Raw genomic sequence first — 12,915 nt, forward strand, 5'->3', positions numbered from 1 at the left:
AGCACTACTTTTCTCCTTTCTGATGGTTCTGTCACCCTGCTGTAAATTTGTTGTGGTTAATTATGCGCATCAAAATACAGATGTTTTAGGAACAGACGACTATGAAAAAAATCTTACTTCCCTTTGTCCTTTCAGCCCTCTTTACCGGTTGTTCACTTGATGGCGACGATGGTAATAATGGCACAAATGGAATTGATGGCGCTGAGGGGAAAATTGGCGAGACCGGGCCAGCGGGGGAAAAAGGCGATCAAGGCACGCCAGGTGCAGCAGGACAGCCTGGAGTTAATGCTCATGCGCAATTAACGCCAGTACTGGTTGGCCGTGCAGTTCTTAACGCACAAAGCCCTGAAGGGGCTGCTGAAATTGTCGGTTACCATGCCCCTAGCCAACGTATCTTTGCACTTAATAGCTCTGCAACCCCTGCGACAGTTGAAATTATCGAGATTGGGCAAATGGATACAGATTCGCTCACCAAAAACGCACGCGGAGTTATCACAGGCACAAACCTGCAAAGCAAAGAGACAGTAAACTTAAACGAGCATGAAAGCGGAGATGCGAATAGTTTAGCAATTCACGGGAACTTGCTTGCTGTTGCGATAGCCAAAGAAACTGGTCAAGCTGGTAAAATCGCATTTTTTGACATTTCGGCTTCTAAGCCTGTATTTATCAAATCTGTTAGCGTTGGTTATTTACCAGATATGGTAACATTTACACCAGATGGCGCCAAAGTCATTGTCGCCAATGAAGGCGAGCCCAAAGGTGACTACAGTATTGATCCCGAAGGTAGCATAGCCGTAATCGCGATCAATAACGGCCAAGTTGAAGATAATGCTACGATCCTAAACTTCAACCAGTTTGATGATCAAATGGCAACACTATCCAAACAAGGGGTTGTATTTGCCAATCCGACTGGTAGAACCATTAAAGGCAAAGAGATAAAGACCACTGTTTCTATGGATCTTGAGCCAGAATACGTCACAATCAGCAAAGATAGCCGCTATGCCTATATTTCATTACAAGAAAATAATGCCATCGCAAAAGTTGACCTCAAAGACAACAGTCTATCTATTCATGGTCTCGGTTTTAAAGACTGGGGGAAGTGGACGTTAGACGCCTCTGATAAAGACAACGCAATTAACTTTTCATCATACCCAGGGCTCTACGGTATGTATCAGCCGGATTCAATATCGGCTTATCAATGGCAAGGCGCAAACTTTATCATTTCTGCCAACGAAGGAGATGGCAGAGAGTACTTCTTTGACTCTCCTGATGAAAACACTTGTTTAGCGGATGGCGGCCTTGAATACGACAAAGACGATGGCTGCTTAGCGTATACCGATGAGGTCAGGGCGGAAGATTTAACGCTGGGTAACAACTTTGACTATGTGAATAATGACGACCAAGATATTGGCAGATTAAAGGTCAGTACAGTATTAGGAGATGCTGACAAAGATAACCAATACGAAGCACTCTATACTTACGGCGCGCGATCTTTCTCGATTTGGGACCACAACGGCTATAGAGTCTATGATTCTGGGGATGAGATTGGCAAGATTACAGCCGCAATTCACGGCTCAGCATTCAATAATGATGAAGATGAAAACAAGGGAGATACACGCTCAGATGCCAAAGGAGCTGAACCCGAAGCACTTGCCATCGGACAGATAAATGACCGTACTTACGCCTTTATTGGCCTAGAACGCATGGGTGGAATTCTCATTTATGACGTGACCAACCCTTTCAATGTCACCATGAATACTTACATGATCAACCGAGGCTTGGAAGCCGATGCTGAGATAAGTGGCGATCTTGCTCCCGAAGGAATGGTTTTTATTGACCAAGCGCAAAGCCCGACAGGTGAAGCTTTGTTAGTTGTAGGTAACGAGATCTCTGGCAGCATTTCTATTTGGTCATTGTCGAGTCAGTAACATTTTTGACATTTGAGCATCGCTGTCTAGGATAAAGCTAGCATCGCACCTTAAATACTGAGGGGGTTTTATGAAACGCATAGCACTTATCACCAGCGGCGGCGATGCGCCAGGCATGAATGCTGCCATTCGCTCGATTGTACTCGCCTGTCACGAACAAAACATCCAATGCTTGGGCTTTTTTCATGGATACAATGGCCTAATGCTCGATGAATTCAAAGAACTAACCGTTGATTTGGTGGCGCCTATTATTCAATTGGGTGGCACCATTTTAAAAAGCGCACGCTGTAAAGAAATGCATAACAATGAAGGTGTTGAACAAGTGGCCGGTACACTTACGCGACACAATATTGATGCGCTGATTGTGGTTGGTGGGGACGGTTCATTTCGGGGAATGATGGCATTACAACCATATTGGCATGGACACCTAATTGGCATACCAGCAACAATAGATAACGACTTGGCGTGTACTGACAAAACCATTGGCTTTGCGACTGCTGTGAGCACGGCAACACATGCAATCGACAAAATTCGTGACACTGCAAATGCCTTTGAACGCGTATTTATTGTTGAGGTCATGGGACGCCACAGTGGCCATATTGCGTTCAATGTCGGGCTAGCTACAGGTGCTGAAGCCATATTATCGTTCGAAAATTGCGACAGTACAAATTTAGAGCAAGTAAAAGCTGACTTAATAAACCAGATCCAATCTCAGCGGCAACACAACCACAGTGGCTTTGTTATTGTTCTGGCAGAGAATTTATGGCCTGGGGGACCCCATGGCCTACAAGCTGCGCTGCGAGAAACCGCAAATATTGAGAGCGCAGTATGCGTTTTAGGCTACATTCAACGAGGCGGCAACCCATGTCCAGAAGATCGCATTCTAGCGACGGAGCTAGGCATTGAAGCGGTAAGGGCTGCTAAAAATAGATCGGGTATTATGGTCGGCAAAGTACATGGACAAATCTCAACAAACTGCATTATCCGAGCAACAGAGCAAAGTAAACCGGTAGACCAAGCATTACGTTTGGCCTACCATCAGATCTGCCAACTAACTTAACGCCCTAACTCGCTCTTTAAAGACGATGATTTAGCCATAAATATCAAAAAGATCAGCATTCAACCAAAGGTGAACCAAAATACTTGCGGCATATCCCAATGCAATCACAGGTGTCCACTTCAAGTGACCAAAAAACGTATAGTTTCCTCTGGCTTGTCCCATCAAGGCAACACCCGCTGCGGAACCGATTGACAGTAAACTGCCCCCGACACCAGCTGTTAACGTGATCAGTAGCCATTGTCCATGGGACATTTCAGGCTGCATTGACAAAACGGCGAACATCACCGGAATATTATCGATCACCGCAGATATCACCCCTAAGAATACGTTTGCCCCAGTTGCAGACCAGCCACCATATAAAATATGAGACATTAAATTGAGATATCCCAAAAAGCCAAGTCCACCAACGCACATAACAATGCCATAAAAGAACAACAACGTATCCCATTCCGCACGGGACACTTTACTAAACACATCAAATGGCACCACACTACCCAACTTCTTGAGTCGCTCTTTGTCTCCTTCGCGCTCTGCCATCGCCATTTTGCGCGCTAAAGATCCAGGCAGTGTGACTCGTAAGAAATAACCAAAAAACTGTAAATAACCCAACCCCATCATCATGCCAAGCACCGGTGGTAAATGTAGTAAACTGTGGCACATTACGGCTGTAGCAACGGTTAATAAAAACAAAGTCAAAATTCGCAGCGCACCGCGTTTAAGCTCAACGCTTTCACAGCTCGCGGAGGGTTTCTTATTTGGAACAAACAGACTCATTATCGCCGCCGGTACCACATAGTTTGCAATTGACGGCACGAGCAATACAAAAAACTCATTAAACTTAACCATCCCGGCCTGCCACACCATCAGTGTAGTGATATCACCAAATGGGCTAAAGGCTCCACCTGCGTTTGCAGCGACAACGATATTGATACAACTTAGATTGATAAACTTTTTGTCTCCTTCCGCTACTTTCATGATCACGGCGCACATTAACAAAGCTGTAGTTAAATTATCGGCAATAGGTGAAATAAAAAATGACAAAAAGCCCGTTAGCCAAAACAGGGTTTTGTAGTTGAATTCTTTTCTTACCATCCATGCGCGAAGCGAGTCGAATAACCTGCGCTCTTCCAGTGCATTGATATACGTCATTGCCACTAACAAAAACAGCATGAGTTCTGCAAACTCGAGTAGGTTATGGCGAAAAGCATGCTCAGTTGCATCTGGCATGCCTTGCTCAATATAATAAGCGCCAATTAAAATCCAAATTAACCCAGCGGCAACCAAAACCGGTTTTGACTTTCGCATATGTAATTTTTCTTCCAGCATTACAAGGGTATAGGCAACCACAAAAATGGCTATGCATATAAAACCCAAAGTGTTAGCGGTCAAATCGAGTTGAGTAGTAGAAGCAAACGCTGAAAAATTGATCCCCAGCAAACAGAACAATAGCAGGCAACTTATCCCTACAAGTTTCATTTCAAGGTGTTTCCTTGTTTAGTGAGTACATCTTCGCCAGAAAGTAACACACTTTTTACACTTGTGGCATTGTACTCTAGTCTAATTTTTACAGCTGGTTTACGAAAAAACAGGTGAAAGCATGAGCTAACATGGCGAACCTTATGATATCGCGGAATTATGATTATTTCGTTAACTTGATTTTGTTGGCTCAGGTAAAAAGAGCAATGGGAAGCTCAAACGACAAAAAATGAGCCACATAGAAAGTGGCTCGATTTAGCAATTAGGTTAGTCCTGATGGCTAAGCTTATCTAGCGCTAGTATTAACATCAGTCCTACAACAGCCAGTACTGAGCAAAGTAGTAACTGGGCATCTTGACCCGTGACTTGCGTAAACTCCATCGGTGAAATATTTTTTTGCATTAGAGGCTTTTCAACGCCGCTCGAATTGACATAGGTTGTCACGACCTTTTTCCATGGCCACAACATGTTTAATGAGCCGATGAGAAAACCAGACAACAAAGCAAATGTAACTTGTTCAAATCGTGCCAAGAGCCACGATAAAAATCTTGAAAACATCATCAGCCCACACACACATCCAATCAAGAACAAGCCAACCAGAGCAAAGTCACGATCATTCACCGCATTTAAGACATGTCCATACATTCCCAACAAAAGCAAAATAAAGCTCCCAGAAATACCGGGCAAAATCATCGCGCAAATTGCAATGCTTCCAGCAACGAAATAAAACCAAGGTTGTGCCTGAGCTTCCGCTGGACTCAATGATGTAATCACCAGTGCTATCAGCGCTCCAACAACACAACTTGCAATGTGCTTAAGCTGCCAGCGCTCCACCTGTTTTGCAATGTACACAAATGAGGCGATGATCAACCCAAAAAAGAATGACCAAACCAGCTGCTGATGATTGTCTAGCAGATAGGTAATAATTTTTGCCAGTGATAAAGCACTGGTAAATAGCCCTCCAAATACAGCTAGCAAAAAGTTTCCGTCAACATGTGCCCACGCATCTTTTATTTTCCCCTTCAAAACCATCTGTAAAGCGGCTACGTTGACATTTTTAATTGCGGCTAAAAGGCGTGCATAGATACCGGTAATAAAAGCAATTGTCCCCCCGGAAACACCTGGAACAACGTCCGCAGCGCCCATACCTGCACCTTTAAAAAACAGCCAAATATAATCACGTTTGCTATCTGCCACTTTAGACACTTTTGAACCTCCATAATTTGATACCCGCACAGTGTATCAAATTCCCGAATTAAAATACTAAAGCTCGCTGGTTTTTAGTCGATACTTAAGTTAGCCGCAGCGGATTTGACGAATACTCGATGAAACATACGATAATTTCACATTTAATTATTTTTTTATGCACTATCGCCGCATTCAAAAACCAGAGTTTAGCAATAGAGCACATTGCACCTGTAGCCAAAGTCGAAGTAATAGAAGCCGATTTGAGTTACTGGTTGCCCAGCGACTCTTTCATTACTATCAAAGACGATGACAGAGAGATCCCTGTGCTTTTCTCCGAATATATGAGTGGTAGCAAGCGAGGTATTATTGTCATGCTGCCAGGCATAGAGCAGTCGCCTTTACAAGGAAACGGTCTGAGTTACTTGCGTGAGGCACTCAATGATGATGGCTACGACACCTATGTGATCCCCTCGCCCGGTTTCAATGCCAACGCCGACTTAATGCAAGACGCCATTGCAAATACAGCCAAAAGCGAATCAAACGCACCGCGACAAACTGTTATCTCTGCGATAAGCGAATCCGCCCTAAATGATTACAAAACTGAACTTGTGGCACGCTTTGATGCGCTATATAAAACTTTGGCGCTACGTGAACATGAGCACATTGCCATTGTTGCGTTTGGCAACAGTGCGGGGTTATTTGCCGAGTATCTAGCTACGCTGCCCAAAATACGTGTGGATGCTTTGGTCACTGTCAGCGCTCAACTTGCAAACCCAAATAGAAACAAGCACCTCGCAGCAAGTTTATCGCTGGTAAGCCCAGCACTGCTAGACGTTTTTTATTCATACGATAACCCTGCTGTGCTTCACACAATCAAAGATAGACGTCGATGGGCAAAAAGAAATAGTAAATACGATTATCGTCAAAGGGAGCTTTTCGGCCAAAACTCCCAACAAAACCAACATTATAGATTGCGAAAAGAACTTTCTGGTTTTTTAAGACAGCTCTAGACGTGCTATTTTTTAAGCACTTCGTAGGCCGCTTGAATACTTTGCGATTTGGCTTTTGCAACTTCCATCATATGTTCAGGTAACCCTTGAGATACCAATTTGTCTGGATGATGCTGTGCCATCAATTTACGGTATGCACGTTTAATCTCTTTATCACTTGCACCTTGCTCAAGTCCTAACACGGCTAATGCATGCTCCTTGGATACATCAGTGCTAGCGGCTGTGTTTTGGCGGTAGTTACCCGACTGTTCACGCTCTTGCCTAAAACTACTTTGTGAATGACGACTTTGCTGCTGCGATTGCCATTGAGCCCGCTGCTGTCTGAACTTAAATTCTGCTTGATAGCGTTTTAATACGAAATTAAAGTGCTTGTTACCAATACCTAAAAATTTACTGACCAATTTCAGCAGTTCCAACTCCTTGCTGGAAAGGTGGCCGTCTGAAAACGCCATTTGAATTTGAATCTCTAAAAACAGCTGCAATAAATCATAGCGTCGTGCAAATGCCTCTTTAAAGTCCCCTACAGCTTCTTTAATAGAAAAGTCACTTTGCTTACCAGAGTTGAAGGCACTTTGTGCTTCTTTGCGGTCGTCACCATGTAGAGCCATCTCATCCATAAAAGCTGAAGCGGCACGGATATGCACCTCGCTCACTCTACCGTTAGATTTCGCGATATGGCCCATAACCGCAAAGCAGCTAGAAAAGAACAGTGCTTGACGTTCATTTAGGTCATCGCCACTAAAAAAACCTTGAAACCCACCAGCCTTGTCAAAGTCTTGCTTTAAGCTTTTATCAAACAAATGGCCCAAATAAAATCCAAGGGCAGCTCCAAGCCATTTCCCAAACAAAAAACCAAACCCAGTACCTAGAATTTTACCCCACATTACTAGCCTCCAAGGCTGCGTTGATCTCAGACAGTCGCTCTGGTGTACCTATATCATGCCATACCCCGACGTACAATTCACAAGAAACCACCCCTTCCTCTATTCCAGATCTTAACATTGGTCCAAGTGGAATTTTTTCTACTGAAAGGTTGTCAAAAAATGCCCTATGATACAGCCCGATACCAGAAAATGTATAAGTTTGCTCATTGGCTGGTTGGTGACTTAAACGAAAATCTCCAGCGGGGTTGTGAGGTGGGTTTTCCACCAAAACTAGGTGTGCTTCTGCGGGCATAAGTTGTAACTGACTTAACGCATGCACATCATAATCGGTAAAGATATCACCATTAATCACAATAAAAGTATCATGATCTTTGCACAACATCGGCATTGCTTTAACAATTCCACCGGCGGTTTCCAGCCCCCCCTCGGGCTCGTAACTGTAGTCAATTTGCATACCCAAACGCTTGCCATCACCAAAATAGCGTTCTATTTTGTCGCCTTGCCACGCTAAATTGATCACCACTTGCGTAATACCTGCCAACTTTAATCTTTCGAGGTGGTATTCAATTAATGGCTTATTGCCAACTTCTAATAAAGGTTTTGGCATATCTGCGGTCAAGGGCATCATACGCTGCCCGCGACCAGCGGCTAAGATCATTGCTTTCATAATGATTCTGTTAATTTCTTTTCTATCATAGGTATTATCTCGGATTGTAACCAAGTTGCAAGCCATTGAAACTCAGTAAACATCTCCGCAGTTTCCACGATGTAATTTATAGTTGGTAATATGCTTGGTAAGTAGCCAGGTTTGTCATCTCGCAAATGTAACCGAGCGAAAATACCTGCCGCTTTTAAATGCCTTTGTAGTCCTGTTAAATTAAAATACTCTTCATATTGTGCAAAAGACATATCAGGGAGTAATCCGGCGTCTGAAAGGTGCTGATAACTTTCTCTCTTCAATTGCTCAAACTGTTGTGACGGCAACTTAAGATAGCAATCCTTTAGCAGCGAAACAGCATCATAACAAACAGGGCCCACTACTGCGTCTTGATAGTCAATAAGACGCCCACGGGCTTGGCTATACATAATATTGCGGCTGTGGAAGTCTCGATGCATTACAACTTGAGGCTGCGCTACCATAGACTCGCTAAGGCGGGTAACTAATAGTTGCCAATTGTGCGTTACCTCAGCGGTGCACCTATAATTCAGCCAAGATTCCAGTAACCAAGATTTAAAAATGTTTATCTCCTGCTCGATAAACGCTGCGTCATAAGTGTTCATCCATTTAGATACTTCAAGCGTTGCAATTTGCGGCAACCAAGCAAGTAACTCACTGTAACAACTGTAATCCCCTTGCTGAGCAATAATATCTGCAAGATGGACCGACCCCAAATCTTCCAACAGCACAAACCCAAGCTCGATATCGAAAGCCAATATCTCTGGTACAGCCAATCCACCTTGAGAAAAAACATGATTGAGGTGAACAAATGCTTCAATCGAGCCTTTTTCTGGTGGTACATCCATTAAGATATGCTCAGACTGTGTTGTGCGAACGCGAAAATATAATCTAAAGCTTGCATCTCCTGTAATAGCAGAGATGTTCAATTCATCATCATCTTGTTTAAGTTGTTTAATATGTGTCTCGACAAAGCGTATTCTTTGTTCTTTTCGTTGCAATGCAAGTGTTAGAGTTGGGCTCGCCATATTTTCACCAATTACTGATCTTAATTACTGTATTTAACACTGTTTTCATTTATTATGTCTGGCTGAATCGTGGTGCTAGGTAGACAAGGTCGATAAATGAACAAAAACTGGGGCATTTTAGTCCTACCCCTTATTAGTACACAGGCTATAGCTAATTCGAACACTGTTAGCGGGCTCTGTAAAGACTATCTTCAGCCAAAAAACTGGCAACCTATGACCGGTTTGCTACCCGACACCATCGATATTCAAGCCAATAAAGTCGAACTTCAGGGTAAAGAAAGTGCTGAGTTTTCAGGGGATGTTGCTGTTAGTACCAACACCATGACCGTCACAGCCGAGAGCGCACTGATAGATAAGCAGAAAGGGCTTCTGCATGCTTCGGGCCCCTTGCTCTTTCAAGATGACTACACCATGGTCAATAGTTCAGGTATGTATGCCGATCTCAGTCAAAGTGAATTTAGCTTGCTCGGCGCACAGTATCAATTGACTCAACAACAAGGTAAAGGGAAAGCTGAAAAACTTCGTGCAACATCAACCCAAGTCGACCTGTTCAACTCAAGCTTCACAACCTGCCCAAGCGACAACCCTTTTTGGGAACTCGAAGCAAGTACAATTTCTCTGGACAAAGAAAAAGGCTGGGGAGAAACATATAACTCCGTTTTAAAGATACTCGATACGCCTGTTGTTTATATCCCTTATTTCACATTTCCAATTGACGATAAAAGAAAGTCTGGATTACTCACCCCGACGCTATCTAGTTCAAATAGATATGGTCTAGAAATCGTCACGCCTTATTATTTCAACCTTGCAGAAAATTATGACGCATTACTGACTCCTAGGTATATGTCAAACAAAGGGCTGCAATTGCAGGGCGAATTCCGCTATTTAACAGAACAACATACCGGAACTATCGCAGCTGAGATATTGAGCAACGACAAATCAGAAGCAAATTTAGATGAACGTTATTTAGTTCATTGGCAGCAAAAAAGTTATTTTAACGATTTTTGGCGTGCAAATATTGATGTAACGAATGTGAGTGATGACAATTACTTAACAGACTTAGGATCAAACTACGCAAATCAAACGGATACTCATTTGGCGCGAAAAGGCCAACTAAGCTATCTTGGAGAAGATTGGCTTGTCGATTTGCAGGTACAAAATTTTGAAGTATTGGGTAACCACGTAGAATCCTACTCTGCGTTTCCAGAAATCACAATTAAAAACCGTACTCCAGAAGAGTACCTAGGCGCTGACTGGCGTTTCACTGGACAAATGAGTCACTTTAAGAACAGTGATGCTCAAATCACGGACGCAACCCGTCTTCACCTTGAGCCAAGTGTAACCTACAACCTCAGTGATTACGCTTGGTCATTCGACTCAAAGTTTGCTCTTCTGCATACGCATTATGAACAAAATGGTCATTTTAGTGAGAGTGAATACGCAGAATCAACTTCACGCACGTTACCTAAGGTCCGTTTGCACGGACAATTAAACTTGGAGCGAAGCACACATTTCTTACTCGCCGATGGTACGCAAACATTAGAACCTCAGATCCAATATTTATACACACCTAAAAAGGATCAAAGCAAAATCGGCCAGTACGATACTGTAAAGATGCAGGATGACTTTTTTGGTTTGTTTAGAGAACGTCGCTTTTCCAGCGTCGACTATATCTCTGAAGCAAATCAATTTACTCTAGGTGCAACTACTCGCTTGCTTGACAATAAAAATATTGAGCGATTCAGTTTTAGCATGGGTCAAATCATTTATCTAAGTGACTCGGTCAAACCAACAAAAAATACGCTTGATGGACGTTTTGGTGACAATAACTACAATGCACTTTTTGCAGCGGAGACCAAAATACACTGGCACCCAAGATGGTACTTTTCAGGTGGTATACAATATGATGCCGACGAAAAGGACCTGATCCGTTCGCATATGACAATTGACTATCGAGGCAACAATAAAAAGCTGGTACAGTTGAACCATCACTATGCTAACGATGTCTCAGGTAATGAGATAGATCAAGTCGGTATCTTCACCAGCTTACCAATTGATGACAATTGGCAAGTGGTTGCAAGTTACCACCGCGATTTGACAAGTAAGCGCAGTATTGAAGTATTTGCCGGTGTGCAATACGAATCGTGTTGCTGGGCTGTTCAAATTACAGGCAACCGGACCATAGAAACGGACTTGAATCAGTCTACAAATTTTCAAGACCCGGTTTTCGACTCGAGCATAAATTTCAATTTTGTGTTAAAAGGGTTGGGGAGCAAGTCGAGATACGATGCAAGCCAATTACTGAAACAAGGTATATTTGGTTATAGAAGACCTTATTTTTTAAATAATTAACAACAAAGACTCTTATGAATTTCAAAAAGCTGTTACTCATTCCCGTACTAAGTGCCGCACTATGTCAGCCGGCGCTAGCTGAACGCATACAAATAGACAAAGTAGTTGCCACTGTTAATGATGGTGTTGTACTTCAAAGTGAAGTAGATCAAATCGTAAATCGAGTCAAAGAACAAGCAAGTCAACAAGGTACAGAGTTACCATCGGACAAAGTATTGCGTATTCAAGCAACTGATAAATTGATTGATGAAACCTTAATTTTGCAGCTTGCAAATAGAATGGGTCTAACTATCTCTGACGCCCATTTAGATCAGACTTTAGCAAATATCGCAAAAGAGCAAGGTGGCACCATTGTTGACCTTCGCAACTCAATTGAAGAAGCTGGTGACAGTTTCCAAGCTTATCGAGAGGAAATACGAAAAGAGATCACGGTCGGACAAGTTAAGCGCAGCGCAGTTGATAGAAGAGTTTACATAAGTCCACAAGAAATCGATAACTTGAATAAAATCCTCGCACAACAAACAGGTCAAAGCGAGGAATACAATATCGGCCACATTCTGATAAAAGTAGAAAGCAAAGCAAACCCTGAAGAAATTGCAGAAGCCAGAGAGCGTGCAGAAAACGTCATTAAGTTCTTAAACGACGGAAAAGAGTTTAAGCGCATTGCAATCGCCTCATCAGGTGGCGCCAATGCACTTGACGGTGGTCAGCTAGGCTGGATGGGTATCAATGAGATGCCAACGCTATTTGCCGAAGCCATCAAAGGTAAAAAGAAAGACGAATTAGTTGGTCCATTGCGTTCAGGAGCTGGCTTCCACATAGTTAAAGTTCAGGATGTCAGAGGGCGTGAGGTTGTCGAAACAGTTGAAGTTCGCTCAAGACACATTCTATTAGAACCGTCTATTATTCTAAGCGAAGAAAAAGCCCGTGATATGTTAGCAGGGTTCGTCAAAGATTTAAGAGCTGGCACAGCGGATTTTGCCGAACTTGCAAAAGAGCATTCTCAAGATCCAGGCTCAGCACTCAAAGGCGGTGAATACGATTGGACAGATCCAACTACGTATGTGCCAGCATTTAGAGACACGCTGTTAAGCCTTGAGCAAGATGAGATCAGTGAACCATTTCGCAGTAAATTTGGTTGGCATATTGTACAGCTTCTAGATAAGCGCGTTGCAGATAAAACTGAACAAGCAAAAATGAATAGAGCGCACCAACTATTGTTTAGAAGAAAATTCAAAGAAGAAAGCTTCAAATGGATGAGAGAAATGCGAGAGCAAGCTCACGTTGAAGTACTAGAGAGCAAATAAGAAGAG

Annotated in this window: 10 protein-coding genes; 5 read left to right on the plus strand and 5 right to left on the minus strand. The window is 43.0% G+C overall.

Going from position 1 to position 12,915, the window contains the following annotated elements; translation table 11 throughout:
- Positions 1–101: 101 nt before the first annotated feature.
- The gene (locus N483_RS19675) at positions 102–1,928 is read left to right on the plus strand and encodes a collagen-like protein (protein WP_023397623.1); all 1,827 of its coding nucleotides are present in this window, start codon (positions 102–104) and stop codon (positions 1,926–1,928) included.
- Between the two features lie 70 nt (positions 1,929–1,998).
- Complete coding sequence (locus N483_RS19680) at positions 1,999–2,988, plus strand: 6-phosphofructokinase (RefSeq protein ID WP_023397622.1); 990 nt, start codon at positions 1,999–2,001, stop codon at positions 2,986–2,988.
- 30 nt (positions 2,989–3,018) lie between these two features.
- On the opposite strand, the gene nhaD is transcribed toward N483_RS19680, so the two are convergent.
- Positions 3,019–4,464, minus strand: a complete 1,446-nt coding sequence (gene nhaD, locus N483_RS19685; RefSeq protein ID WP_023397621.1) for a sodium:proton antiporter NhaD — start codon at positions 4,462–4,464, stop codon at positions 3,019–3,021.
- Positions 4,465–4,731: 267 nt separating this feature from the next.
- Positions 4,732–5,670, minus strand: a complete 939-nt coding sequence (locus tag N483_RS19690; RefSeq protein ID WP_023397620.1) for a DUF368 domain-containing protein — start codon at positions 5,668–5,670, stop codon at positions 4,732–4,734.
- 119 nt (positions 5,671–5,789) lie between these two features.
- Here N483_RS19690 and N483_RS19695 point away from each other — a divergent pair, with 119 nt between their 5' ends.
- Positions 5,790–6,662, plus strand: a complete 873-nt coding sequence (locus N483_RS19695; protein WP_023397619.1) for a DUF3530 family protein — start codon at positions 5,790–5,792, stop codon at positions 6,660–6,662.
- 5 nt (positions 6,663–6,667) lie between these two features.
- Here the strand turns inward: N483_RS19695 and djlA are convergent, their stop codons facing one another.
- The 3 genes from djlA to N483_RS19710 are packed head-to-tail and all read right to left on the minus strand — an operon-like array spanning position 6,668 to position 9,250.
- Positions 6,668–7,546, minus strand: coding sequence for a co-chaperone DjlA (djlA, locus tag N483_RS19700; RefSeq protein WP_023397618.1), 879 nt, complete (start codon positions 7,544–7,546; stop codon positions 6,668–6,670).
- Positions 7,536–8,213, minus strand: a complete 678-nt coding sequence (gene murU / locus N483_RS19705; protein ID WP_023397617.1) for an N-acetylmuramate alpha-1-phosphate uridylyltransferase MurU — start codon at positions 8,211–8,213, stop codon at positions 7,536–7,538. The genes djlA and murU overlap by 11 nt, the downstream gene beginning before the upstream one ends.
- Positions 8,210–9,250, minus strand: coding sequence for an aminoglycoside phosphotransferase family protein (locus N483_RS19710; protein WP_023397616.1), 1,041 nt, complete (start codon positions 9,248–9,250; stop codon positions 8,210–8,212). The genes murU and N483_RS19710 overlap by 4 nt, the downstream gene beginning before the upstream one ends.
- Positions 9,251–9,346: 96 nt before the next feature.
- Here N483_RS19710 and lptD point away from each other — a divergent pair, with 96 nt between their 5' ends.
- Positions 9,347–11,602: an LPS assembly protein LptD gene (gene lptD / locus N483_RS19715; RefSeq protein WP_023397615.1), complete on the plus strand. Its 2,256-nt coding sequence runs from the start codon at positions 9,347–9,349 to the stop codon at positions 11,600–11,602.
- A gap of 14 nt (positions 11,603–11,616) precedes the next feature.
- Positions 11,617–12,909 (plus strand): peptidylprolyl isomerase SurA, encoded by a 1,293-nt coding sequence (gene surA, locus N483_RS19720; protein ID WP_023397614.1) that lies wholly within the window; start codon positions 11,617–11,619, stop codon positions 12,907–12,909.
- The last annotated feature ends 6 nt before the right edge of the window (positions 12,910–12,915 follow it).

The sequence above is a fragment of the Pseudoalteromonas luteoviolacea NCIMB 1944 genome (genome assembly GCF_001625565.1).
Classification (GTDB): Bacteria; Pseudomonadota; Gammaproteobacteria; order Enterobacterales; family Alteromonadaceae; genus Pseudoalteromonas; species Pseudoalteromonas luteoviolacea_F.

Bases quoted from the DNA above. Each gene is read 5' to 3' on its own strand.
- N483_RS19675 (WP_023397623.1), top strand. From the start codon at position 102: ATGAAAAAAATCTTACTTCCCTTTGTCCTTTCAGCCCTCTTTACCGGT.
- N483_RS19680 (WP_023397622.1), top strand. From the start codon at position 1,999: ATGAAACGCATAGCACTTATCACCAGCGGCGGCGATGCGCCAGGCATG.
- nhaD (WP_023397621.1), bottom strand. From the start codon at position 4,464: ATGAAACTTGTAGGGATAAGTTGCCTGCTATTGTTCTGTTTGCTGGGG.
- N483_RS19695 (WP_023397619.1), top strand. From the start codon at position 5,790: ATGAAACATACGATAATTTCACATTTAATTATTTTTTTATGCACTATC.
- djlA (WP_023397618.1), bottom strand. From the start codon at position 7,546: ATGTGGGGTAAAATTCTAGGTACTGGGTTTGGTTTTTTGTTTGGGAAA.
- murU (WP_023397617.1), bottom strand. From the start codon at position 8,213: ATGAAAGCAATGATCTTAGCCGCTGGTCGCGGGCAGCGTATGATGCCC.
- N483_RS19710 (WP_023397616.1), bottom strand. From the start codon at position 9,250: ATGGCGAGCCCAACTCTAACACTTGCATTGCAACGAAAAGAACAAAGA.
- lptD (WP_023397615.1), top strand. From the start codon at position 9,347: ATGAACAAAAACTGGGGCATTTTAGTCCTACCCCTTATTAGTACACAG.
- surA (WP_023397614.1), top strand. From the start codon at position 11,617: ATGAATTTCAAAAAGCTGTTACTCATTCCCGTACTAAGTGCCGCACTA.